Origin of the sequence: Curtobacterium sp. 9128 (assembly GCF_007673775.1) — a bacterium.
GTDB lineage: Bacteria > Actinomycetota > Actinomycetes > Actinomycetales > Microbacteriaceae > Curtobacterium.
Genome location: NZ_VEAF01000004.1, coordinates 133,183 through 156,452, shown reverse-complemented (window position 1 = coordinate 156,452; position 23,270 = coordinate 133,183). Strand labels below are relative to the sequence as shown.

The following is a 23,270-nucleotide window of genomic DNA, read 5'->3' as shown; positions in this document are numbered from 1 at the left end:
GTGCCCGGATGCGCACACCGGACGACGTTTGACCGGCCGCCCGCGCAGGACGCACACTGCCGGGGATGACTTCCCTGACCTCCCTCGTGTACATGTCCGTCGCCAACGACACGATGACCGACGACGACCTGGTCGCCATGCTCCGCGAAGCACGCCTGCGCAACGATGCGCTCGGCGTCTCCGGGCTGCTGCTCGCGAAGGGCGGGAAGTTCCTCCAGGTCCTCGAGGGCCAGGCGTGGAGCGTCGAGGACCGGTTCGACGCGATCGAGCGCGACACCCGTCACCGGCAGGTGAAGACCCTCTCGCGCGAGGACATCGACGCCCGCCGCTTCGACGGCTGGGCGATGGCCTTCGCCGCGCCGACCGACGCCGACGTCCGCGACGAGCCGGGCTTCAGCACGTTCATCACCGACCGTTCCGCGCTGCCCGCCGGGCTCGCCGGCTCCCCCGCCGACTGGCTGCTGCGGTGGTTCCGTGGGCGCGACCTGCAGGAACTGCCTGAGGAGCGCATCACGCTCGGGCGGCACGCGGCCTGACCGCTCCGCCCGCCGACCCGTCGCAACCGTCCGGTGGCGTGTAGCGATGCGCTCCCGACTCCGGAACCAGGCCCCCGCGCTCATTCTCGCTCTGTGCGCCGGGATCGCGGTCGCCGTCGCCGCGGTGGCGGAGCAGACCGCATGGCCGCTCGCGCCGGCATTCCCCTGGCTGCACGCGGGCGACTTCGCCTCCGTCGCCGTGGGGGGTGAGGACGCGGCGCGCACCGCTCGGGCGATCGCATGGGTCGCCTCGGTGCTGGCGGTCGCCCTGCTCGTCGCCGCCGGTGTCGCCGCGTCCCGTCGGCACACGCGTCAGCGGCGCTGAGTCCGCGCTCCCCGGGCGCCCACTCCGCCGATGAGGCGCATCGCTCCGCGGGCGCCCCGCTCACCCCTCGCGCCGCCGCCGCGCCGACCGCGGAGGCGCCGCCCGCAGCTGCTCGCTGACCCGACCGAGGATCCGCGCGAGCTCCTCGGCGTCCTCGTCCGAGATGTGCGCGAAGAGCAGCCCGTGCACGGTGTCGATGTGCCCCGGGAACACCGCCGCGAGGACGTCCCGCCCGGCTCCGGTGATCGTGACGACCGTGCTGCGCTCGTCCTCCGGTGACGGTGCCCGCTCGATGAGTCCCCGCTGCTCGAGCAGCTGCGCCTGGTAGGTCAGCCCGCTCCGGCTGTACACGACGCCGTCCGCCAGGTCCGTCATGCGGAGGTGTCCGTCGGGTGCATCCCCGAGCCGGGCCAGGAGCTGGAACTGCACGTAGCTCAGCTGCCCGACGTCCTTGAGCTGCCGCTCCACCGCCGGTCGGAGCAGCGCCCCGACCTCGGTGAACGACAGGTAGGCGCCGAGCTGCGCCGGGGTGAGGGAACGGACGGGTTCGGTCATGGATCGATCCTACCGGTTGCTTCGAGTTCGAAGCAGTGCTATCGTCGTGATCACTTCGAATTCGAAGCACTTTACGAGAGGCACGATCATGCAGGCAATCCAGTTCCACGAGGTCGGCGGACCCGAGGTCCTCCACCTCACCGACGTCGAGCAGCCCGTCCCGACCGCGGGACAGGTCCGGGTGCGGGTCGCCGCCTCGGCCTACAACGCGGCCGACAACGGCATGCGCGGCGGGTTCCTCCCGATCCCGATCCAGCTCCCGCACGTCCCCGGCTACGACGTCTCGGGCATGGTCGACGCGCTCGGCGAGGGCGTCACGGACCTCGCGGTCGGCGACGCGGTCGTCGGTTTCCTCCCGATGGAGCGCGACGGCGGCGCGGCGGAGTACGTCGTCGCTCCGGCCGAGGCATGGGTCGCCGCACCGACGAGCATCCCGCTCGCGGACGCCGCCGCACTGCCGTCCGTCGCGCTGACCGCCTGGCAGTCCCTGTTCGACGACGGACACCTGACGGCGGGGCAGCGGGTGCTGATCGTCGGTGCCGGCGGTGTGGTCGGCAAGTACGCGGTCCAGCTCGCCGCACGTGCCGGCGTGCACGTCATCGCCACCGCGAGCCCGCGGAGCGCCGACGCCGTCCGAGCCGCGGGCGCCGACGAGGTCGTCGACCACACCGAAGCCGACGTGCTGGGCGCCCTCGACGGTCAGGTCGACGTCCTGCTCAACCTCGCGCCGCTCGACCCGGAGCAGTTCGCCGCGGACGTCGCCGCAGTCCGCGACGGTGGCGTCGTGGTGAGCACCACGGCGTTCATGGCGACGCCCGACGACGCGTCCCGCGGCGTGCGTGCGGCGACGGTGTTCGTGCTGCCGAACCGGGAGCGGCTGGCCGAGCTGGTGGCACTCGTCGACCAGGGTGTGCTCACGGTGGAGGTGACCCGCCGCATCCCGCTGGCCGAACTGCCCGCCCTGCACGCGGAGGGCGCCGCCGGTCGCATCGCCGGCAAGGTGATCGTGCTGCCGTGAGGCGACCAGGTGGCGGACGGGAGGCTCGTGGCGGCGCCGCCACGAGCCTCCCGTCGGTCAGATGGCCGGGTCAGTGCGCCGCGACGGCCTCGCGCGCCGCGGCCTCGGCCGCCACCCAGGCGAGCATCCCGCACTTCACGCGCATGACGAACTTCGAGACGCCGTGGAAGGCGACGAGGTCCTCGAGCACGTCCTCGTCCGGCTCCCCGACCCCGCGCGACCGCATCATGGTGCGGAACTCCTCGGTCAGCGCGAGGAACTCGGGCACCGTCCGCCCCACCGCCATGTCGGTGAGGACCGATGCGGACGCCATCGAGATCGAGCAGCCGTCGCCCTGCCACGCGACCCCGGCGATGCGGTCGGTCCCCGGCTCGAGTCGGATGCTGACGGTGATCTCGTCGCCACACGTCGGGTTGCGCTCGAAGTGCGACGCATCGGCGTCCGGCAGCTCGCCGTCACCGTGCCGGGCCTTGGCGTGGTCGAGGATGACCTGCTGGTAGAGCGTGTCCAGGGAGCTCATGCGCCGACCCCCTCGGCGCCGAAGTACCCGCGGATCTCGCCGACGGCGCGGACGAAGCGGTCGACGTCGTCCTCCGTCGTGTACACGTACGTGCTCGCGCGGCTCGTGGCGGTCAGCCCGAGCCGGCGGTGCAGGGGCTGGGCGCAGTGGTGCCCCGAGCGGACGGCGATGCCCTGCGCGTCGAGGTACTGCGCGACGTCGTGCGCGTGGACGCCGTCGACGTCGAAGGCGACGAGGCCGGACCGCGGCACGCCGGCCTCCGGCCCGACCACGTGGATGCCGGGGACGGCGGCCAGTCCGTCGAGCATGCGCTGGGCGAGGTGCTCCTCGTGGTCACGGACCCGGTCCATGCCGATGGCCTGCAGGTAGCGGACGGCCTCGGCGAGCGCGACCGCCTGGGACACCGGCTGGGTGCCGGCCTCGAAGCGCTCGGGGGCGGGCATGAACTCGGTGTGCTCCATCGTCACCGTGGTGATCATCGAGCCGCCGGTCCGGAACGGGGGCAGCGCGTCGAGGAGATCGCGACGACCCCAGAACACGCCGATGCCGTTCGGTCCGAGCATCTTGTGCCCGGAGAACGCGGCGAAGTCGACGTCGAGGTCCCGCACGTCCAGGGGGCGGTGCGGGGCGGACTGGCAGGCGTCGAGGACGACGAGTGCGCCGCGGGCGTGCGCGGCCGCCACGACCTCGGCGACGGGCGCGATCATGCCGGTCACGTTCGAGACGTGGGCGAAGGCGACGACCCGGGTGCGCTCGGTGATGCGCGCCACGGCGTCGGCGGCGCTCCAGCAGCCGCGGTCGTCGACGGGGACCCAGCGGAGGGTCGCACCGGTCGCGATGGCCAGTTCCTGCCAGGGGACGAGGTTCGCGTGGTGCTCGGCCTCGGTGACGAGGATCTCGTCGCCGGCGCCGATCCGGAAGCGCTCGGCGTCCGCTCCCCCGCGGCCGCGGCTGGCGTTCGCGATGCCGTGGGCCACGAGGTTGAGGGCGTCGGTCGCGTTGGCGGTCCAGACGACCTCGCTCGGGCTCGTGGCACCGATGAACTCCGCCACGGTGGCACGGGCGTCCTCGTACGCGTCGGTGCTCAGCGCGGCGAGGGTGTGCGCGCCACGGTGCACGGCGGCGTTGTCGTGTTCGAGGAAGCGGCGTTCGGCGTCGAGCACCTGCCGGGGGCGTTCCGCGGTGGCCCCGGAGTCGAGGTAGGCCAGCGGCTGCCCGTTGACCTGCTGCTGCAGGATCGGGAAGTCGGCCCTGATGCGCTCGACCTGGTCGTCGGTGAGCGGCTGGTGCGGTGCCTCGATCGTCACGGTGATGGTTCCTCCTGCTGCTGCCGTCGGGGACAACCGCTCCATGGTCCCCGTTGTTCCGCCGCGAGTCCAGCCGGGCGGGTGCCCGGGCAGCGGGACGGCCCCGGTCCGCCGCAGCAGGTCGGGGCCGTCGTCCGGCGTGCTACTCGTTGCCGATGTGCTTGTCGGCGGTGTCGCGCGCACCGTCGATCTTGTCGTCGAACCTGCCGCCGGTGGCTTTCTTCACGGCGTCGGCGACACCGTCGAGGACCTTGTCGCTGACGCCCTCGGCCTTCTCGCTCTTCAGGGCGTCCTGGACCTTGCCGTCCTTCAGGAACTCCTGCGCCTTCTTCGTGATGTCGTCGAACCCAGCCATCCCGTGCTCCTCAGCTCGGTGCAGGGCCCTGTGCCCCACGTCCGTCGCCGATGGTAGGCGGACGTGCTCCGGGATGTCCGGGATCTCCCGAGGCGGGCCGTCTGTGCGCTGGGTCGGCGCTCCGTCGCGTCGGCGCTCGGTTCAGGTCATCTGCGCGCTGCGACGACGCGCGAGCACGTAGGAGACGGCGACGGAGCCGGAGACGGCGAGGATCGCGGGGATGAGGATGTCGGTTCCCTGCTGGGTGAACTCGACGACGAGCACGAGGGCCGTGAACGGCGCCCGCATGGTCGTGGCGAGGAAGGCCGCCGCCCCGATGAACGCGAACGACACCAGGCTCGGCCCGTCGGCCGGCCAGAGGAGGATCCAGGCACCGCCGAGGAAGCCGCCGAAGGCCGACCCGATGGCGATGGACGGGGTGAGCGTGCCGCCGACGGCTCCGGCGCCGATGGTGGCCGACGTCGTGATCGTCTTCACCAGACCGAGCACGAGCAGCCCGATGACGGGCGCCATGCCGAACATCGTCGCGCCGGTGCTGTCGGTGTTCATCGCCGCGACGCCGAGCGCGCGCCCGTTGCCGAGGACCTCCGGGAACGGCACCGCGATGAGCCCGACCATCGCGAACACGACGGGCAGCACGACGAGCAGGCGCCAGCCCTTCGGCGCGATGCCCTGCAGCCGGTTGGTGAGCTTGACGAACCCGACCCCGGCGAACCCGAGCACGGGTCCGACGACGAGGGCCCAGATGAGCAACGACGGCGAGAGGTGGGTCGCCGGCACGTGGTACAGCACCTCGTCGGGGATGACGAGGCGTGCGACGACCGCGGCGATGGCACTCGTGGCGAACGCCGGCAGTGCGGTGGCGAAGGTGAGCTCGCCGAGCAGGACCTCGACCGCGAAGAGCGCGCCGCCGAGCGGCACGTCGTAGACCGCCGCGAGGCCGGCGGCGGCACCGCAGGCGACGAGGATCCTCGTCTCCCGCTCGCTGAGACCGGCACGTCGGGTGATCAGCTGCGAGAGCCAGGCACCGACCTCGCGCGGGGCGACCTCCTTGCCGATGGACGCACCGAGCCCGACGGCGAGGATCTGGATGCCGGCGTTGCCGATGGTCGCGAGCGAGGGCATGCGCTTGCCACCGACCGCCGCGGGCACGGAGACGACCGGGCGGCCCCACCGCCGGATGGCCCACCACGCGACCCCGGTCAGGACGCCGGCGGCCACGAGCGCGAGGAAGCGGTTCATGCCGGAGGGGGCGTCGGCAGCCTCGCGGTGTCCGCCGAACGCGTACCCGAAGGCGACGAACTGGATGAGCTGCAGGGCGAGCCACACCGCGATGCCGGCGGCCCCGCTCGCGACGCCGACGAGCCCGGTGACGACCACGAGCTTGAGCACCCACGCGGGTGTCGTGTGGGCGGTGTGCGACATGTCGGAAACCCTATCGGCCGCCGGCAGGTGCTCTCGTTCGCTACGGTGACCCGATGGACACCCGCTTCGACGTCCCCGGCCACGGACCGCTCCGCGGCCTCGAACTCGGTGACAACGGCCCCCTCCGGCAGCGACTGACCGCACTGGTCGCCGACGGCACGAAGACGGCGACGGCCGGACGCCTCGCCGACTACGCGGCGGAGGGCGAGGAGCTCGAGCAGGTCGGGGAGCGCCTGGCCCTCCTCGACGACGACGACCGCCCGATGGGGACGGTCGTCGTCACCGCGGTCGAGGTCGTGCCCCTCACCGAGGTCCCGTGGTCGTTCGCCGAGGCCGAGGGCGAGGGCTTCACCGACATCGAGGACTGGCGGGCGCGACACCGGCGGTTCTGGCTGCGGACCGAGGGTGCGACGGTGCCGGACGACGAGCCGATCGTGCTGGTGTGGCTGCGCTACGAGCCCTGACTCCGGCGCTCGGAGCGCTGCCGGTCAGTCGAAGAGCTCGCTGAGCCAGTTCCCGCGGCGCTTCCGGCCGTGGGGCTGCTGCCCGGACCCGGGCTGGCCGGACCAGGGCTGCCCGGACCAGGGCTGCCCGGACCAGGGCTGGCCATGGTCACTGCGGCGACGGCCCGCGTCCCACGAGGCCGGCGACCCGGGCGAACCCGGGGACGCGTACCCGTTGCGGGGGACGGCCATGCCCGGGGTGTACCCGGGGACGGCGCCGTACGCCGGTGCGGCCATCGGCGGTGCGATCGGCCCGGACGTCGCGGGCGCCGCCCGGTCGATGATCTTGTCGAGCTCGCCGCGATCGAGCCACACGCCGCGGCACTCCGGGCAGTAGTCGATCTCGATGCCGGAACGATCGGTCATGACGAGGGTGGACTGGTCGTTGGGACACTGCATGTGACCGATCCTGTCGGCACGCCGTGTGCGGTCGGTGCCAGCGTGCTGCAGGAGCGCTGGCAATCGACGGAGCGTCCGCTGTCCGACGCTCGTCGAGCATCAGAACCAGCGTTTCACCTTGAAGACCACGAAGAGGACCACCGCGAAGACGACCATCGCCAGGATGGACAGCGGGTACCCGTACCGCCAGGACAGCTCGGGCATGTGCGTGAAGTTCATGCCGTAGATCGCCGCGATGAGCGTCGGGGCGAACAGGATCGCCGCCCACCCGGAGATCTTCTTCGTGTCGTCGTTCTGCTTCTGCGCCGCCAGGGTCGCGTCGACCGTCAGGGCGTTCTGCAGCAGCTGCCGGAAGGTGTCGATGCGCTCGATCGTGCGGATCGCGTGGTCGAGGACGTCGCGGAAGCGCCGCTGCATCTCGACCGGCAGGTGGTACTTCTCGGCGCCGCGGTGCAGGCTCTCGATCATGTAGACGAGCGGACGGGCTGCCCGCTGGAAGTCGACGACCTCGCCGAACAGCTCGTAGATCCGTCGGGAGACGCCGGGGACGCCGGCGAACAGCTGGTCCTCGATCTGGTTGATGTCCTCCTCGAGCCCCTCGATGACCGGGATGTAGTCGTCGACGATCGAGTCCATCAGGGCCCAGAGCTGCGCCTGCGGGCCCGCCGTCACCAGGCCCGGCTTCCCGCTCATCCGCTGCAGGGCCCGCGGGACGACGTTCCGCCCGCGGGGGTCCGCCTTGACGACGGCCAGGAAGAACTGCTCGCCGACGAAGGCGTGCACCTCGCCGAACTCGACCTCCTCGAGCCGGTCGTTGTAGAGCGCCGGCTTCAGCACCGCGAACAGGGTCGAGCCGTACCGCTCGAGCTTCGGTCGCTGGTGCCCCTCCGCCGAGTCCTCCACCGCGAGCTCGTGCAGGCCGAGCGCCACGGCGACGTCGCCGAGCTCCTGCGCGTCCGGCTGGAAGAGCACGATGCACGCGCTGGCGTCCTGCTCGGTCATCATCCGGAAGGAGTCGTCGAGCGAGGGACTCGCGATCGGGGCGATGCGGTCGACGTAGGCGGTGTTGAGCTCGACGGTCACGTGCCCAACCTACGCACGTCCCGCAGCGCTGACGTCCCCCGCCCCCTGGACGGGACCTGCGCGCCGGCGCCGATCAGGGCCTACCGTACAGTTCATCAGCATGCTGACGAAAGGACGGGTCATGCGGTGGTTCCGGAAGATCGTGATCGCGGCGAGCGCCGTCGTCGCACTGGTGGGGTCGTTCATCGGGTCCGGCGCGGCGGGCGGGACGCCGATCCAGGACGCCGCGGGCGGTGCGCTGTCGGCGTCGTCCACGGCGATCGCCCCCGACGGTCCGGCGTTCGGCATCTGGAGCGTCGTCTACGTGGGCCTCATCGCCTTCGCGGTCTGGCAGTTCCTGCCGCGCCGCGCAGACGAGGCTCGCCACGACCGACTGGCGGTGCCGGCGACGCTGTCGCTGCTGCTCAACGCCGCGTGGATCCTGTCGGTGCAGTTCGGTCTGCTGTGGCTGAGCGAGCCGATCATCGTCGCGCTGCTCGCCGTGCTGGTCTGGACGTTCGTCGTCCTGCGACGAACGCGGCCGTCCGGCACCGTCGAGGCGATCGTCACCGACGGCACGTTCGGGCTCTACCTCGGGTGGGTGTGCGTCGCGACGGCGGCGAACACGGCCGCGGTGCTCGCGGCGGCGGGCTTCCGGGGCTTCGGGCTCTCGCAGGACGTCTGGGGCGTGCTGGTGGCCCTCGTCGCCGGGGCGGTCGGGGTCCTGCTCGCGCTGACCGGGCGCGGGCGGCTCGCCCCCACGGCCTCGCTCGCATGGGGGCTGACGTGGGTCGCGGTCGCGCGGCTGGACGGCCCCCTGGTCTCGGTGCCGACCGCGGTGGCCGCGCTCGTCGCCGCCGCTGCCGCCGTCCTCGTGACCGTCGTGGTCCGGACCCGCGCCGGCTGGGCGGGCGCGCGGGCCACGCGCGCCGCGTAGCGCGCGGCAGCGCGCCTGCCGCGACTCTTCGCGCTGGCCGACACCTCACGGGCCGCGCGGCCCGTGAGGTGTCGGCCAGCGTGTGGGAACGCACCGCGCACGGCGCGCGCCCGCACCCCGGCGCGCGTCCCGGCGCCCGGCTCAGCCCGCGGCAGCGACCAGACCGTGCGCAGCGGCCACGGCCTCGTTGGTGACACGGCCGTCGTGCACGTTGAGCCCCTTCGCGAGCGCCGGGTCCGCTCCCAGCGCCGCCTCCCACCCCTGGTCGGCGATCGCGAGGGCGTACGGCAGCGTCGCGTTCGTCAGCGCGATCGTCGACGTCCGCGGCACCGCGCCCGGCATGTTCGCGACGCAGTAGTACACGGCGTCGTGCACGGCGAACGTCGGGTCGTCGTGCGTGGTCGGCCGCGAGCCCTCGAAGCACCCGCCCTGGTCGATCGCGATGTCGACGAGCACCGATCCCGGGCGCATGTCCGCGACCATGGCGTCGGTCACGAGCTTCGGCGCGGACGCTCCCGGGATGAGCACCGACCCGATGACGAGGTCGGCGTCGCGGAGCGCGGTCGCGATGGCGTGGGTGGAGGAGCGCAGCGTCGTGACGCGGCCGTCGAACCGGGCATCGAGCGCCCGCAGTCGCGGCAGGCTGATGTCGAACACCGTGACCTCGGCACCCATCCCGAGCGCGATCGTCGCCGCGTGTTCGCCCGCGACGCCGCCGCCGATGACGACGACCCGCCCCTTCGGCGTCCCCGGTACGCCGCCGAGCAGCAGCCCGCGGCCGCCGTGCGCCGCCATCAGGTGGTTCGCCCCGACCTGCGCGGACAGCCGTCCGGCGATCTCCGACATCGGCGAGAGCAGCGGGAGCGACCGGTCCGGCAGCTGGACCGTCTCGTACGCGATCGCCGTCGCACCCGAGGCGACGAGCGCGTCGGTCAGCGGCCGGTCCGCCGCGAGGTGCAGGTACGTGAACAGGACCTGGCCCGGCCGGACGGACGCGTACTCCGACGCGACCGGCTCCTTCACCTTGAGGACGACCGACGCCTGCGACCACACGTCGGCGGCGGTCGGGACGATGGTCGCGCCGGCGGCCGCGTACTCGTCGTCCGGGAACGACGAGCCGGTCCCGGCTCCGGTCTGCACGAGCACCTCGTGTCCGTGCAGTGTGAGTTCGGCGACGCCGGCCGGGGTGGCTGCGACGCGGTACTCGTTGTTCTTGATCTCGGTGGGGACGCCGATGCGCATGGCGGGCTCCTTCGTGGGCGACGAGCGGCGGCTCGGGCGGACGTGATGAGCACCATCCAGCCACTGGCGCGTTTCCGGCGGGTCACAGCCGAACATCCGGATGACCGAACGCGCATCCGTACGACGCAATTCGGCGCTACAGCACCTTGCCCGGGTTGAGGATGCCGTTCGGGTCGAACACCTGCCGGATCGCCCGCTGCAGTGCGGCGACGTCGTCCCCGAGTTCGTCGCCGATCCACCGTCGTTTCAGGACGCCCACCCCGTGCTCCCCCGTCAGCGTGCCGCCGAGCTCGATCGCCGCCCGGAACAGCGCGTCCGCCGCGTCCCAGACCTGCGGCGGGACCTCGTCTCCGTCGAACACGAAGTTCGGGTGCAGGTTGCCGTCGCCGGCGTGGGCGACGGTCGGGATGGCGACCCCGTACTGCCGGCTGATCGCCTGGACCCGGTCGAACATGTCCGCCAGGCGACTCCGCGGCACCGCGACGTCCTCGATGAGCACGCGCCCCCGCGCCTCCATGGCGGCGTGGAAGGACCGGCGGACGGTCAGCAGGCGCTCGCGCTCCGCCTGGTCGCGTGCACGGCGGACGTGGGCGCCGCCGGACTGGAGGACCGGCTCGGCTCCGCGGGCCGCCGCGGCTGCGCCCACGCCGTCGAACTCGACGAGGAGGAACGCTCCGCCGCCGGAGACGTCCCCCACCGTCTCGGCGACGAGGTCCGGCCCGAGGTACGCCGCGATCCCGGCGAGCGCATCGGCGTCGAGCAGTTCGACGGTGCACGGCCGTTCCGGACCGCGGACCACCGCGGCGGCGGCGGCAGCGGCGGCACGGACGTCGGGGAAGACCGCACCGAGCGTCGCGGGCTCCCCCGGCGGGACGGGGACCAGCCGCACGGTGGCCCCGACGACCACACCGAGGGTGCCCTCCGACCCGACGAGGAGCGCCGTCAGGTCGAGTCCGGTCACGCCCTTGACGGTGCGGTGTCCGGTCGAGACGAGCCGTCCGTCCGCCAGCACGACGTCGAGCCCGAGCACGGCCTCCCGCGTCACGCCGTACTTCACGCACCGCAGTCCTCCTGCGTTCGTGGCGATGTTCCCGCCGACGCTCGCGATCGCCGCGCTCGCGGGGTCGGGTGCGAACCGGAGCCCGAGCGGTGCCACGGCGGCGTTGAGTGCCCCGTTCAGCACCCCGGGTTCGACGACGGCGAGTTCGTCCTCCACCGAGACCTCGAGGATGCGGTCCATCCGGGCGACGCTCAGCACGACCGAGCCGTCGGTTCCGTTCGCGCCGCCGGCCAGTCCGGTCCCGGCGCCGCGCGGGACGACGGGGACGCCGAGGTCGTTGCAGGTCCGGAGCGTCGCCTGCACGTGCGCGACCGTCCGCGCCTCGACGACCGCCGCCGGACGCCCGGAGGCGACCCAGCCGGACTTGTCCGTCCGCACGGCGTCGAGCACCGGGTCGTCGTCGAGGACGACCGCACCCCGCGGATCGTCCAGCGCGGAACGGAGACGGGCGACGACGGTGTCCATGACGGCAACGCTACCGAGACGGATGCGGCTCAGACGCGACTGCGGAGCGACTCGCTCGGGAGTTCGCCGAACCGGGACCGGTAGGCGGCGGAGAAGCGCCCGAGGTGCCCGAACCCCCAGGAGCGGGCGATCTCCGCGACGGACAGCTCGTCGCGGTCGGCACGCCGGAGGTCGGTGTGCGCCCCCTCGAGACGGACCTCGCGCAGGAGCTCGCCCGGGGTCTGGTCGAGGTGGCGCCGCAGGGACTGCTGCAGACCGCGCGCGCTGAGTCCTGCCGCAGCGGCGATCTCCGGCGTGCCGATCGCCTCGTTCGCATGGGCGTGCACGAACTCGAGCGCACGCCGGAGCCGCTCGTGCTCCGGGCCGTTGCCCGCGATCGAGGAGCGCCAGCTCGCGCGCTGCGGGAACGCCCGGAGCGCCGCCGACGAGAACGCCTCGGCGATGTCGCGCCGTGCGAGCTCGTCGAGCTCGTGGTCCATGTCGAGCCAGCGCGACGAGTGCTGCTGCACGGTCGAGCGCCACAGCCGCATGCCGTCGGCGGACGGGCGACGCAGCGGGTCGAAGGTGAACGCGGGGTCACCGGCGAGCCCCGTCACGAAGGTCCGGTCGAGGTGCACCACGCTCAGCGCGACGTCCCGCTGGTGGATCTCGTAGACGCTCTCCGTCGGGAGCACCACGGGGACGCCGGGTTCGAGGTCGACGCTCTCGCCGCCGGCCGTCATCGTGCTGGAGCCCGACCGGACCCACGCGATGACGAAGGCGTCCTCGACGAAGCTCTCGCAGTGCAGGTCGACTCCGAGCCGGGAGGTCCGCAGCGACATGCGGCCGTCCCCGACCCCGGCGAAGTCCCACTTGGTGCTGGCGGACGTCCGCCGCACCGTCGGGGTGCGCAGTCCGTAGTCGGCGGCGAAGAACGCGAGCGCGTCGTCGACGTCGGTGCCGGCGAGGCGCCGGAACCACCGAGAGCTCTGGCGATCATGCATGGGCACGACGGTACTTCCGACCACCGACATCGATGTCGTCAGGGCTGCAGGATCGCCTGTCCGATGCTCTCGTCGAGGATGAGGTCGGTGACCAGACCGGCGGCGAGTGCCCCCTTGAGCGACGCGGCCTTGCCCCGCCCGGCGACGACGCAGATCCGCCGGGGTGCCCGCTTGATCGTGTCCAGGTCGGGTCCGCCCGCGCGGGCGTTCACACCGATGTCCCGCCACGACCCGTCGGCGCGGTAGAACACGGTCGAGACGTCGCCGACGACCTTCGCCGTCGTGAGTTCCTCGCGGTCGGCGGGGTCGAGGTAGCCGCCCGAGTACACGTGCGAGGGGACGGGGGCCTGCGGCGCGCCGACACCGAACACGACGACGTCCATGCGCTCGTGCAGGTCGAGCACGCGGCGGATCGAGCGTTCGCGGAACAGGGCCTCCTTCGTCGCAGGGTCGTCGAAGAACGCCGGGACCGGGAACTGCTGGACGAGTGCACCGTAGGCCTCGCCGAAGCGCCGGAGGATCTCCGAGGCGTACACGATGCCCGTCGTGCGGGTGTTCGCGGCGCCGTTCACCTGCACGACGGTCGTGCCGTGCGTGGTCTTCGGCACGAGGTACCGGCTGACGGCGCTCACCGTCGAGCCCCACGAAAGGCCGACGACCATGTTCGACTCGATGTACTGCGTCAGGATCCGCGCGGCCGACAGTGCGACCCGCTCGAGCCGGTCGACGTCGCTCGTGTGGTCCGGCACCGGCACGACGTGCGCGTGCACCCCGAAGCGCGCACGGATGTTCCGGCTGAGCGCGGCGGCCTGGTCGAGGGGCGAGCGGATCTGGATGTCGACGAGCCCGGTGTCCCTGGCGTGCTTCAGCAGCCGGGACACCGAGGACCGCGACGTGCCGAGCTCGTCGGCGATCGCGTCCATCGTCAGGTCCTGCAGGTAGTACAGGTGGGCGGCACGCAGTGCCTGCTGCGTGCGCATGGGCTGTGCTGCGTCGCTCACCGGACCACTCCGTCCGTTCGCGTCCACGGGGTCATGGAGCAACCATGCACGGACGTGCAGGGCGTCTGCAAGCCCGGTCGAGCCTCCCGTCCCCCGTTCCGGGCCGCGCCACAGGTGTTCTGCACGTTCGTGCACGCAAGTTGCCCGCTCGTTCACCGAGGCGCACGATCGATCTGTAACACCAGCGAACCGACCAGAAAGCGACGCGTACGCACATGTCGAAGACGACGCAGCCCCGACGCACGGTGACCTCGCTCACCGAGCGCCCCAACGCCCAGGTCCTCATCGTCGGTGGCGGCATCAACGGCATCGCCACCTTCCGCGACCTCGCCCTCCAGGGCGTCGACGTCGCGCTCGTCGAGCGCGGCGACTACGCCTCCGGCGCCTCAGCGGCGTCGAGCCACATGATCCACGGTGGCATCCGCTACCTCGAGAACGGCGAGTTCCGCCTGGTGCGCGAGAGCGTGCAGGAGCGCAACGGCCTGATCCGGATCGCCCCGCACTACGTCAAGCCGCTGCAGACGACGATGCCGATCTTCTCGACGTTCTCCGGCATCATGAACGCCCCGCTGCGGATGCTCACGCACAAGCAGCGCTCCACCAAGGAGCGCGGCGCGATGCTCATCAAGATCGGCATGACGATCTACGACTCCTTCTCGCGCGACGGCGGCTCCGTCCCGAAGCACGTCTTCCGCACCAAGAAGGCGGCGCTCGAGGACATGCCGGCCCTCAACCGCGACCTCAAGTACACGGGCACCTACTACGACGCCAGCGTGCACGAGCCGGAGCGTCTGGCGCTCGACGTGCTCAAGGACGGCCTCGCCGCCGGCACCGGGACCGGCTCCGCCGCGACCGCCCGCGCCACGAACTACGTCGAGGCCGCGGGGACCCGCGACGGCGGCGTGCTGCTGCGCGACCGCGAGACCGGCGAGGAGTTCGTGTTCACCGCGGACGTCGTCGTCAACGCCTCCGGACCGTGGACCGACCTGACGAACGGCGCGTTCGGCGGCGAGACGAAGTACATGGGTGGCACGAAGGGCTCCCACATCGTCGTGCACAACGACGAACTGCTCGAGGCCACCAAGGGCCGCGAGCTCTTCTTCGAGAACGACGACGGCCGCATCGTGCTGATCTACCCACTCAAGGGCCGGGTGCTCATCGGCACGACCGACATCGACGCCGACCCGTCGAAGCCGGTCACGACGACCGAGGAGGAGATCGACTACTTCTTCGGGCTCGTGAAGCACGTCTTCCCGCAGATCGAGGTCACCCGTGACCACATCGTCTACAGCTACTCGGGCATCCGCCCGCTCCCCCGCCACGAGGACACCGCCCCCGGCTTCGTGTCGCGTGACTACCGGATCGTCGACACCCCGATCGCCGGCCTGCCGGACAGCACCGTGCTCTCGCTCGTCGGCGGCAAGTGGACGACGTTCCGTGCCCTCGCCGCGCACCTGTCCACCGAGGCCACGACGAAGCTCGGCGTCGCCCGCAAGGTCGACACGACCGGTATGCCGATCGGCGGTGGCAAGGAGTTCCCGACGACGGACGCCCAGCGCGCGCTGTGGGTCAAGTCGCACCGCGACGGACTCGACGAGCACCTGGTCGAGGGCCTGCTCGAGCGGTACGGCACCCGCGCCGCCGAGGTCGTCGACGTCCTGACGAACGGCCCCGTCGAACCGCTGGAGTCCGACCCCGCGCTCACCCGCGCCGAGGTCGCGTACTTCGCCGAGCACGAGCAGGCGGTCCACCTGATCGACGTCGTGCTGCGCCGTACGAACCTGGCGTTCGTCGGCGGGGTCACGATCGACCTGCTCGACGAACTGGCGGACGTGCTCGCCGAGGCGCTCGGCTGGACGACGGAGGAGCGTGCGGACGAGGTCCAGCGCACCCTCGACGTGCTGCGCGAGTCGCACGGCGTGATCGTGCCGCTCACGACCGCGACGGCGCGCGCCTGATCACGACCCACTGACGGACGGGAGGCCCGGTGCCAGCTGGCACCGGGCCTCCCCTCCGTCTGTGGCCGGGCCGCCAGGCCGTGGCCGGGTCCCCGCTGCGCGCCCGGGTTCCCGCCGCGCGCCCGGTCTCCCGCTGCGCGCCCGGTCTCCCGCTGCGCGCCCGGTCTCCCGCTGCACGCCCGGTCTAGAACCGCTCGCCGGTCGGGTCCTGCGCGGTCCGGTCGATGAGGTCGTCGCCGCCCATCGGCTCACCGGCCCAGTCGACCAGGCGCCACCCGTCGGCCGTCGACCCCTCGAGCTCGACGACGCCGGTGTTCTCCAGGTGCCGGCTCGCGCCGAGGTCGTTCGGCGTGTTCTGCGCCGTCACCGCGGCCCAGATCCGGATCGCCGCGCCGTGGCTGAACGCCGCCGCGACTGCAGCGCCGGTCTCCTCGATCTGGCGAACCGCGTCGTCGTAGCGGTCGAAGAAGTCCTCGCCGGTCTCCGCACCCGGCATCCGCGCCTCGCGCTCCCCCGACGCCCACGCGTAGCACGCCGCGAGGTAACGCTGCACGGAGGTCTCGTCCCGCCGGCCCTGCAGGTCCCCCGCCTCGATCTCACGGAGCCCGGGGAGCTCGACGGGCTCGATGCCGAGCGCCGACGCGAGGGGTGCCGCGGTGACGTGCGTCCGGACCATGCTCGACACGAAGAGCCGCTCGATGCCGCGGTCCGCCAGGGCTGCCGGCAGCGCTGCGGCCTGCTGCTGCCCGAGGTCCGTCAGGCCGGGCCCGGGGACCTCGGCGTCGAGGACGCCGGAGACGTTGGCGGGGGTCTGGCCGTGGCGGATCAGGAACAGTCGCATGCTGCCACCCTACGGACGCGGTCACCCCTGGCGGGTGTTCCACCGGGGGTTCTGCTTGTTGATCACGTACACCCGACCACGACGGCGCACGACCTGGGAGCCGGGGATCTTCTTCAGGGACTTGAGGGAGTTGCGGACCTTCATGACGAGCTCCTTGTTGAGAACGGTAATCATGTACAGTAGCGGACATGCGATCCGCCGTCATCACGCTCGTGTCCGCGCTCCACGAGGTCGACGCCGACCGTCTCGCCACCCGGATCGCCGCACCGGAGTCGACCGGCGGTCGTCTGGGCGGGCCGGGTGCGCGGAGTCACCGCCTGCACGTGACGGGGAGCGCCTTCGCTGCCGCCCGGGAGATCGCGTCGCGGACGGACCAGCTCGACCGGGTCTGCGGTCCGGACGCCGAGCACCACCTCGTCGTGACCCTGGCCCCGGACGCCGACACGCGCGCGGTCGGGATGCTGCTCGCGAACGCGGCGATGAGCGAGCACGGCGACGACCGGGTCCTCCGCCATGCCGTCACCGTGCTCCGGGCCGACGAGGTCGCGCACCTGCTCTGGTCCGACGTCGACGACGCGTTCCTCGCCGCCGACCGCGTGACCGCGCTCGTCGAGTACTCGACGGTGATCGCCCTGGACCGGTTCGCGGGGCTGACCGGTCGGCGGCGGCGGGCCCTCGTGGCCCTGCTGCACCGGCTGGCGCCGCACGCGCTGATCGTCGCCCTCGACAGCGTGCGCTCCGCGTCGGACCTCCCCGCGTCCAACGGTGGAGCTGCCCGGCTGCTCGCGTCCGGTGCCGGGTGGATGCGGGCGCTCTCGAGCGGGGCCGACCTCGGTCGCGGGGCGTGCGACGACCTCGTCACGCTCCGGTACCGGGAACCGCTGCCGTTCCACCCCGGGCGGCTCGCGTCGGTGATCGGGGACGACCTCGCTGCCGGCGTGAACGGGAGGGTCCTCCGGTCACGCGGATTCTTCTGCCTGGCGTCACGACCGGACCACGTGGGGTCGTGGTCGAGCTTCGGTGCGATGCTCGCGCTGGACCCCACCGCCAACCCGTCGTGGGACGAGGACGCTCCCGTGGGTCAGGCGATCTGGTTCGTCGGGGAGCGCCTGGACGTGTCGGGCATCGAACGCGCGCTCGACGGGGCGCTGCTCACGCCGGAGGAGCTCCTCGCCGGGCCGGCGCTCTGGCGCACGTGGGCGGACCCGTTCCCGGTGTGGCCGGCGTTCGAGCACGAACACGGGCAGGACTGAGCGCGCGGAGCAGCCAGCCAGTGGCTCGGGTCGACTCGGCCCGGGTCGACTCGGAACGACATCGTCGCTGTCGTACGACGTCGACCGTGTCGCTCCCCCGCGCGCGCAACCATCCGCGTCGGCACGGAACGACAGTGTCGCTGTCGTACGACGACGACAGTGTCGTTCCGAGTCGACCCACCGAGCCGGACGACAGTGTCGTTCCGAGTCGACCCACCGAGCCGGTCCGCCGGCGCGCTCGGCCCGCCCGCCCGCGTCAGGCGAGTGCGTCGAGCAGGGCGCGGGCCGTCGCGGCGTCGGTCACGAGCTCGTTCACCAGCCGCCCCCGCACGGCCCCGATGATGCTCGTCACCTTGGACTCCCCGACCGCGACCCCGACGGCGTGCGGGATCGCCGCGAGGACCTCGCGGGACGTCCGCACCATCCGGTCGCTCCCGGCGAACTCGACCGCCGACCCGTCCGGCATGTAGAAGTTGAGGCAGACGTCCCCGGCGGCCTGCTCGAAGGCGGCGTCCTCGACCGGGAGCCCGCGGGCGAGGGCGTCCCGGGTCGGGACCGGCGCCCCGATGCCCAGGACGGCGCCCTTCGCCCGGCCCCAGAGGCCGATCACGTGCTGGAACGCGGGGTCGTCGTCCAGGGAGGCCCGCATCGCCTCGGACGGCAGGGCCTGCGCGAAGAGGAAGGCCGGGATCGCGCTCGACCGCTCGGCAGCGGTCCGGGTGATCTCGTTCGTCTGGAACCACGGCAGCGGATCGGCCTGTCCGCCGACGGTCGGGACGAGCTGGATCCCCGCGAGCGGCGGCATGCCCGCGTGCGCGACGTCGTACACCGTCCGACCGGAGGACATCAGCACCGCATCGCCGGGGACGAGGGTCATGCCGTCGACGGCGGCCGCGATGGGGGCGGCGAGGTCGGCACCGAGCGTGGCGGTGTGGGTCACCGGGGCGAGGTGCACGGCGCGGAGCCCGAGCGCCACCTGGAGCCGCTCCGCGAGCACCGCGGTCTCGTCCTGGAACGGGTCCACGACCTCGATGCGGACGAGCCCGGCCTTCCGGGCCTCGGCCACCAGCCGCGAGACCGTCGGGCGGGAGACACCGAGGCGGGAGGCGATGGCCCCCTGCGTGGCGTCCTCGAGGTAGTACATCCGCGCCGCCTGGTACACCGTGTCGAGCGGGAACCGGGCTCGTCCGGCGTCGGCGGGAGCGGGTTCGGCGGACATGGAGCGGGCCTTCCCTCAGGGCGGACGGACACCGCGATCGTAGCCCGGCCACCGGAACCGCCCAGCGCAGCGTGCTCAGCGGACTGTCGGTTGTCGGACCTATCCTGCTGACCACTCCGACGCTCCAGCCGAGGAGGCGCACCACCCGAGGAGATGCTCGATGAAGAAGTCCGCCTGGCTGCCCGCACTCATCGCACCGGTCGTCGTCGCCGGTGCCGTCGCAGCTCCCGCGCTCGCCAGTGCCGCGAACGCCCCCGTCGCCGGGACGAACCCGAGCGCGGCCGACGTGATCGCGAGCGTCGCGAAGTCCTCCGACGCGCAGTACTCGGGCAAGCTCGCGCAGTCGAGCGACCTCGGGCTCCCCGAACTCCCCACCGGCTCCGGCGGCTCCTCGCTCGAGGGCAACGCGTCTGACGTCCTCGGCATGCTCACCTCCTCGCACACCGCGCGGGTCTACGCGGACGGCACGACCAAGCAGCGCGTGCAGGTCACCGAGCAGCTCGCCGAGCAGGACCTCGTCCGCAACGGCAGCGACGTCTGGACCTGGGACTCGAAGGAGCGCGAAGCCACCCACGTCGTCCTGCCGTCGGGCGCGCAGAAGTCCTTCGAGGACGGCACGACGACCCCGTCGGACGTCGCGAAGCAGGCCATCGAGGCGATCACCCCGAGCACGTCGGTCGCCAAGCCGACGTCGACCAGCGTCGCCGGGCACGACGCCTGGCAGCTCGTCCTCACCCCGAAGTCCTCGGACACGCTCGTCGGGAGCGTGCAGCTCGCCGTCGACAAGCAGACCGGGCTGCCGCTCCGTGCGACGGTCCGGGCGAAGGGGCAGTCCGAGCCCGCGTTCCAGGTGGGCTTCACGAGCCTGCAGTACGGCGCGCCGGCGTCGCGCCTGTTCGACTTCACGCCGCCGTCGAACGCGAAGGTCACCACGAAGGACCTCTCCGACGCTTCCGGCCACCACGCCGGCACGGGCGCGCGTCACGGCCACGAGGGCGACGCCCCCACCGTCACGGGGACGGGATGGGACACCATCGCCCAGCTCCCGGCGGGCACGGCCGACCAGTCGGGCCTCGGTGACGACGGCACGACGCTGCTGAACCAGCTCACGAAGGCGGTCGACGGCGGCCGCGCGATCCAGACGTCCCTCGTCTCGGTCTACCTGACCGACGACGGCCGCGTCCTCGTCGGCGCCGTGCCGGTCTCCTCCCTGGTCGCCGCCGCGAAGTGAGCGTGACGGCGACCACGGCGGTGGACCCGGCCGAGTCGACGGCTGACACCGACCTCGCGATCCGCACCACGGGCCTCCAGAAGGTGTTCCGCAAGCAGCGGGCGGTCGACGGCATCGACCTGGCGGTGCCCCGCGGGGCGGTCTTCGGGTTCCTCGGGCCGAACGGGTCCGGCAAGACGACGACCATCCGGATGCTGCTCGGCCTGTCCTCGGCGACGGGCGGCAGCATCGAGGTCCTCGGCGAGCCGATGCCGAAGTCCCTGCACAGCGTGCTGCCGCGCGTCGGCGCCCTCGTCGAGGGTCCGGCGTTCTACCCGTACCTGTCCGGCCGGGCGAACCTCAGCCGCTTCGACGCCGCGGACCCCACGTCGGACCCGCGGACGCGGAAGACCCGGGTCGCCGAGGCCCTCGACCGCGTCGGGCTGTCACACGCGGCCGACAAGAAGGCGCACGCGTACTCGCTCGGCATGAAGCAGCGGCTCGGGCTGGCGAACGCGATGCTCTCGCCACGCGAACTCCTGGTGCTCGACGAGCCGACGAACGGCCTCGACCCGCAGGGCACGCGTGAGGTCCGGAGCCTCATCCGCTCCCTCGCCGACGACGGCACGACGGTGTTCGTGTCGAGCCACCTGCTCGCCGAGATCGAGCAGGTGTGCACGCACGCCGGCGTCATGCGCACCGGGCGTCTCGTCGCGCAGGGCCCGCTCGACGAGCTCCGGTCGGCCGGCGCCCGGACGGTCACGGTCCGGACGCCCGACCTCGGACAGGCCGGGTCCGTGCTGATGCGGCTCGGCCTGACCCCGCGCCACGAGGGCGGTGCCGACGCGCTCGTCGCCGACCTGCCGGACTCGCTCCTGCCCGAGACGATCGCGACCGAGCTCGTCCGCGCCGACGTCCGCGTCCGCGGGTTCGTCGTCGGCGGCGGCACGCTCGAGGACCTCTTCGTCGCCCTCACCGGAGAGGGGTTCGATGTCGCAGCCTGAGCGCTCGCCGCACCAGCCCGCAGGACCCGGCGCTGCCGCACCGTCAGCAGGTGGAGCGCCGACGGCCGCCCCGTCCGACGTCGGCGCACGTCCTGCCCGGCCGTCCCGCGCCTTCGCCCTGCTCGGTTCGGAACTCGCCCTCGTGTTCCGCCGTCGCCGGACCTGGGCGATGCTCGGTGCGCTGGCGCTGGTGCCGATCCTCATCGCCGTCGCGGTGCGGCTGACCACCGACGGCGACTCCGGCGGCCCGGCGTTCCTCGGTGACATCACCAACAACGGCCTGTTCGTGTCCTTCACCGCGCTCACCGTGTCGATCCCGCTGTTCCTGCCGCTGACCGTCGGGGTCGTCGCGGGTGACACGGTCGCCGGGGAGGCGAGCCACGGCACGATCCGCTACCTGCTCGTCGCCCCGACGGGTCGACTGCGCTTCATCCTCGTCAAGTTCGCCGGGGCGGTGGCGTTCTGCCTCGCGGCGACGCTGCTCATCGTGGTCGTGGGTGCGGCGATCGGCGCGCTCCTGTTCCCGATCGGCCCGGTCACGCTGCTCTCGGGCACGCAGGTCGACGGCTGGTCGTACGCCGGCCGGGCCGTGCTGCTCGCCCTGTACGCGACGCTGTCGATGCTCGGTCTGTCCGCGATCGGACTGTTCGCGTCGTCGCTCACGAACGTCCCGGTCGGGGCGATGGCCGCGACCGTCGTGCTGGCGGGTGCCTCGCAGGTGTTGGATCAGCTGCCGCAGCTCGACTGGCTGCACCCGTTCCTGTTCTCGCACCAGTGGCTCGGGTTCGGCGACCTGCTCCGCGACCCGATCGCGTTCGACTCGTTCGGCAGCAACGCTCTGCTGCAGCTCGGCTACGTCGCCGTCTTCGGCACCCTGGCGTACGGGCGCTTCGCGACGAAGGACGTCCTGAGCTGACGCGTCACCGCGCCTCGGGGCGGGGCACCGGGTCCCGCAGGTCGCGGGACTTCTCCGACTTGTACCAGTGCAGACGCGAACCGGTCTCCACGGGCTGCATCCCGACGACGACCTTGCCCCGAGAGTGCATCTCGGCGAGGTCCTCGTACGCGTCGACGATGTACTCGAACGGGTAGTACCCGGAGATGATGAACTGCACCTTGTGGCGCTGGACGAGGTCGCCGAGGGTCTCGAGCATCTCGCACGCCTCGACGTCGTCGCCCGGCGCCCGCAGGAACCGGATCTCCAGGTCGCGGCGGTCCTCGCTCGACACGAAGCGCCGGTCGTCGACCCCCAGCCGCTTCGCGAGCGCGACGTTCTCGCCGTGCTCGCGGTTGTCGATGAAGGCGGTGATCGGCCGTCCCGCGGCGATCTCCGCGATCCGGTCTTCCTCACCGTCACCGTAGGCCACCGGCAGCACGCCGATCTGCCGGAGAGCGTCGTGGTTCCGAGGGCTGCCGAGGCCGATCACCGTCGCGCCGGCGTCCCGCGCGAGCTGACACTCGATGTGCCCGACGCCACCGGCCGCTGCACTGACCACGACCGTGTCATCCGGTCCGAGCTTCAGCGAACGGACCACGGACAGCGCCGTGCACCCCGCCAGGTAGAGGCTGCCGGCGACCTCGAAGGTCATGCCGGACGGCTTCTTCACCACCGCTCCGCGCGGGACGACGACCCAGGTCGCGTGCGACCCACCGTGTGGTGCATGCCCCATCACCTCGTCACCGACGTGCAGATCGCGGACCCCACTCCCCGTGGACGCGACCACGCCGGCGAAGTCCACGCCCTGCCGTGCCGGGAATTCGACGTCCACGAACTCACGGAGCCGTCCCTCGCGGAGGAACCGCTCGATGTGGTTCAGGCCGGCGACGGACACCTCGACGACGACCTCGCCGGGTCCGGGCTCCGGTCGCTGCTGGTCGACGACCTCGACGACGTCGAATCCGCCGTAGCGGTCGTACTGCACTGCACTGCCGGTTCGCATGGCGCACTCCTTCGGACGTTGTTGCACCGGCCTACACCGGAAGGCGCGGAACATCCCGAACGTGCGGGGTACCGAAGGCCGGCGGCCGGGTCCCCGGACTGGAGGCTCGGTGCAGCCCCGCCCCGCCGGTCGCGTGCACGCGGGGTCGCCGC

General features: G+C 72.4%; 25 protein-coding genes. 10 read left to right on the top strand and 15 right to left on the bottom strand.

The genetic code is table 11. The features are described 5' to 3' along the window. Positions 1-65: 65 nt before the first annotated feature. Together FS641_RS09565 and FS641_RS09560 are read left to right on the top strand one after the other, a co-directional pair. Entirely contained in the window at positions 66-536 is a 471-nt protein-coding gene (locus FS641_RS09565; RefSeq protein WP_144763189.1) for a BLUF domain-containing protein, read from the top strand. Positions 537-582: 46 nt separating this feature from the next. Next, the gene (locus FS641_RS09560) at positions 583-861 is read left to right on the top strand and encodes a hypothetical protein (protein WP_144763187.1); all 279 of its coding nucleotides are present in this window, start codon (positions 583-585) and stop codon (positions 859-861) included. A 60-nt stretch (positions 862-921) separates the two neighbouring features. Here the strand turns inward: FS641_RS09560 and FS641_RS09555 are convergent, their stop codons facing one another. Next, positions 922-1,416: a MarR family winged helix-turn-helix transcriptional regulator gene (locus tag FS641_RS09555; protein ID WP_144763184.1), complete on the bottom strand. Its 495-nt coding sequence runs from the start codon at positions 1,414-1,416 to the stop codon at positions 922-924. An 88-nt stretch (positions 1,417-1,504) separates the two neighbouring features. Here FS641_RS09555 and FS641_RS09550 point away from each other — a divergent pair, with 88 nt between their 5' ends. Then, the gene (locus FS641_RS09550; RefSeq protein ID WP_144763182.1) at positions 1,505-2,434 is read left to right on the top strand and encodes an NADP-dependent oxidoreductase; all 930 of its coding nucleotides are present in this window, start codon (positions 1,505-1,507) and stop codon (positions 2,432-2,434) included. 70 nt (positions 2,435-2,504) lie between these two features. Here the strand turns inward: FS641_RS09550 and sufU are convergent, their stop codons facing one another. From sufU to FS641_RS09530, 4 genes are all read right to left on the bottom strand, one after another. Then, positions 2,505-2,954, bottom strand: a complete 450-nt coding sequence (sufU, locus tag FS641_RS09545) for a Fe-S cluster assembly sulfur transfer protein SufU (protein WP_144763180.1) — start codon at positions 2,952-2,954, stop codon at positions 2,505-2,507. Further along, positions 2,951-4,306: a SufS family cysteine desulfurase gene (locus FS641_RS09540; protein ID WP_144763179.1), complete on the bottom strand. Its 1,356-nt coding sequence runs from the start codon at positions 4,304-4,306 to the stop codon at positions 2,951-2,953. Before FS641_RS09540 ends, sufU begins: the two co-directional genes overlap by 4 nt. 97 nt (positions 4,307-4,403) lie before the next feature. Further along, on the bottom strand, positions 4,404-4,616 hold the full coding sequence (locus FS641_RS09535; RefSeq protein ID WP_144763177.1) for an Rv0909 family putative TA system antitoxin: 213 nt from the start codon (positions 4,614-4,616) through the stop codon (positions 4,404-4,406). A 141-nt stretch (positions 4,617-4,757) separates the two neighbouring features. Then, a complete protein-coding gene (locus FS641_RS09530) occupies positions 4,758-6,041 on the bottom strand; it encodes a chloride channel protein (protein WP_144763175.1) in 1,284 nt (427 codons plus the stop codon). Between the two features lie 53 nt (positions 6,042-6,094). On the opposite strand from FS641_RS09530, the gene FS641_RS09525 reads away from it, so the two are divergent. Beyond that, the gene (locus FS641_RS09525; RefSeq protein ID WP_144763173.1) at positions 6,095-6,505 is read left to right on the top strand and encodes an ASCH domain-containing protein; all 411 of its coding nucleotides are present in this window, start codon (positions 6,095-6,097) and stop codon (positions 6,503-6,505) included. A 24-nt stretch (positions 6,506-6,529) separates the two neighbouring features. Here the strand turns inward: FS641_RS09525 and FS641_RS09520 are convergent, their stop codons facing one another. Next, positions 6,530-6,943, bottom strand: a complete 414-nt coding sequence (locus tag FS641_RS09520) for a zf-TFIIB domain-containing protein (RefSeq protein WP_144763171.1) — start codon at positions 6,941-6,943, stop codon at positions 6,530-6,532. A gap of 99 nt (positions 6,944-7,042) precedes the next feature. Further along, complete coding sequence (locus FS641_RS09515; RefSeq protein WP_222122079.1) at positions 7,043-8,026, bottom strand: magnesium and cobalt transport protein CorA; 984 nt, start codon at positions 8,024-8,026, stop codon at positions 7,043-7,045. Between the two features lie 100 nt (positions 8,027-8,126). On the opposite strand from FS641_RS09515, the gene FS641_RS09510 reads away from it, so the two are divergent. Continuing rightward, positions 8,127-8,942 (top strand): tryptophan-rich sensory protein, encoded by an 816-nt coding sequence (locus FS641_RS09510; protein ID WP_144763169.1) that lies wholly within the window; start codon positions 8,127-8,129, stop codon positions 8,940-8,942. 141 nt (positions 8,943-9,083) lie between these two features. Here FS641_RS09510 and ald read toward each other — a convergent pair whose 3' ends face one another. The 4 genes from ald to FS641_RS09490 form a co-directional block, all read right to left on the bottom strand. Further along, positions 9,084-10,184 carry an alanine dehydrogenase gene (ald, locus tag FS641_RS09505; protein WP_144763167.1) on the bottom strand — a complete coding sequence of 367 codons (1,101 nt, stop codon included), beginning with the start codon at positions 10,182-10,184 and terminating at the stop codon, positions 9,084-9,086. Between the two features lie 136 nt (positions 10,185-10,320). Continuing rightward, the gene (locus FS641_RS09500) at positions 10,321-11,709 is read right to left on the bottom strand and encodes an FAD-binding oxidoreductase (protein WP_144763165.1); all 1,389 of its coding nucleotides are present in this window, start codon (positions 11,707-11,709) and stop codon (positions 10,321-10,323) included. 29 nt (positions 11,710-11,738) lie between these two features. After that, the gene (locus FS641_RS18540; protein WP_144763163.1) at positions 11,739-12,692 is read right to left on the bottom strand and encodes an AraC family transcriptional regulator; all 954 of its coding nucleotides are present in this window, start codon (positions 12,690-12,692) and stop codon (positions 11,739-11,741) included. A gap of 38 nt (positions 12,693-12,730) precedes the next feature. Beyond that, the gene (locus tag FS641_RS09490) at positions 12,731-13,672 is read right to left on the bottom strand and encodes a sugar-binding transcriptional regulator (protein ID WP_144763826.1); all 942 of its coding nucleotides are present in this window, start codon (positions 13,670-13,672) and stop codon (positions 12,731-12,733) included. A 236-nt stretch (positions 13,673-13,908) separates the two neighbouring features. Between FS641_RS09490 and FS641_RS09485 the strand changes: the two genes are divergently transcribed. Then, positions 13,909-15,651, top strand: a complete 1,743-nt coding sequence (locus FS641_RS09485) for a glycerol-3-phosphate dehydrogenase/oxidase (RefSeq protein ID WP_144763160.1) — start codon at positions 13,909-13,911, stop codon at positions 15,649-15,651. A 184-nt stretch (positions 15,652-15,835) separates the two neighbouring features. On the opposite strand, the gene FS641_RS09480 is transcribed toward FS641_RS09485, so the two are convergent. Next, the gene (locus FS641_RS09480; protein ID WP_144763158.1) at positions 15,836-16,492 is read right to left on the bottom strand and encodes a histidine phosphatase family protein; all 657 of its coding nucleotides are present in this window, start codon (positions 16,490-16,492) and stop codon (positions 15,836-15,838) included. A gap of 21 nt (positions 16,493-16,513) precedes the next feature. After that, entirely contained in the window at positions 16,514-16,636 is a 123-nt protein-coding gene (gene ykgO, locus FS641_RS09475) for a type B 50S ribosomal protein L36 (RefSeq protein WP_144763824.1), read from the bottom strand. A 44-nt stretch (positions 16,637-16,680) separates the two neighbouring features. Here ykgO and FS641_RS09470 point away from each other — a divergent pair, with 44 nt between their 5' ends. Next, positions 16,681-17,745 carry a GTP-binding protein gene (locus tag FS641_RS09470; RefSeq protein ID WP_144763157.1) on the top strand — a complete coding sequence of 355 codons (1,065 nt, stop codon included), beginning with the start codon at positions 16,681-16,683 and terminating at the stop codon, positions 17,743-17,745. 256 nt (positions 17,746-18,001) lie between these two features. On the opposite strand, the gene FS641_RS09465 is transcribed toward FS641_RS09470, so the two are convergent. Continuing rightward, complete coding sequence (locus FS641_RS09465; protein ID WP_144763155.1) at positions 18,002-18,964, bottom strand: sugar-binding transcriptional regulator; 963 nt, start codon at positions 18,962-18,964, stop codon at positions 18,002-18,004. 160 nt (positions 18,965-19,124) lie between these two features. Here FS641_RS09465 and FS641_RS09460 point away from each other — a divergent pair, with 160 nt between their 5' ends. Genes FS641_RS09460 through FS641_RS09450 form a run of 3 tightly spaced genes read left to right on the top strand, consistent with a single transcriptional unit; the run spans position 19,125 to position 22,094 of the window. Further along, positions 19,125-20,195: a sigma-E factor regulatory protein RseB domain-containing protein gene (locus FS641_RS09460; RefSeq protein ID WP_144763154.1), complete on the top strand. Its 1,071-nt coding sequence runs from the start codon at positions 19,125-19,127 to the stop codon at positions 20,193-20,195. 2 nt (positions 20,196-20,197) lie between these two features. After that, entirely contained in the window at positions 20,198-21,178 is a 981-nt protein-coding gene (locus FS641_RS09455) for an ABC transporter ATP-binding protein (protein WP_260855765.1), read from the top strand. After that, positions 21,165-22,094: an ABC transporter permease gene (locus tag FS641_RS09450; RefSeq protein WP_260855764.1), complete on the top strand. Its 930-nt coding sequence runs from the start codon at positions 21,165-21,167 to the stop codon at positions 22,092-22,094. Before FS641_RS09455 ends, FS641_RS09450 begins: the two co-directional genes overlap by 14 nt. A 4-nt stretch (positions 22,095-22,098) precedes the next feature. Here FS641_RS09450 and FS641_RS09445 read toward each other — a convergent pair whose 3' ends face one another. Next, positions 22,099-23,118: an NADP-dependent oxidoreductase gene (locus FS641_RS09445; RefSeq protein ID WP_186317677.1), complete on the bottom strand. Its 1,020-nt coding sequence runs from the start codon at positions 23,116-23,118 to the stop codon at positions 22,099-22,101. Between the last annotated feature and the right edge of the window lie 152 nt (positions 23,119-23,270).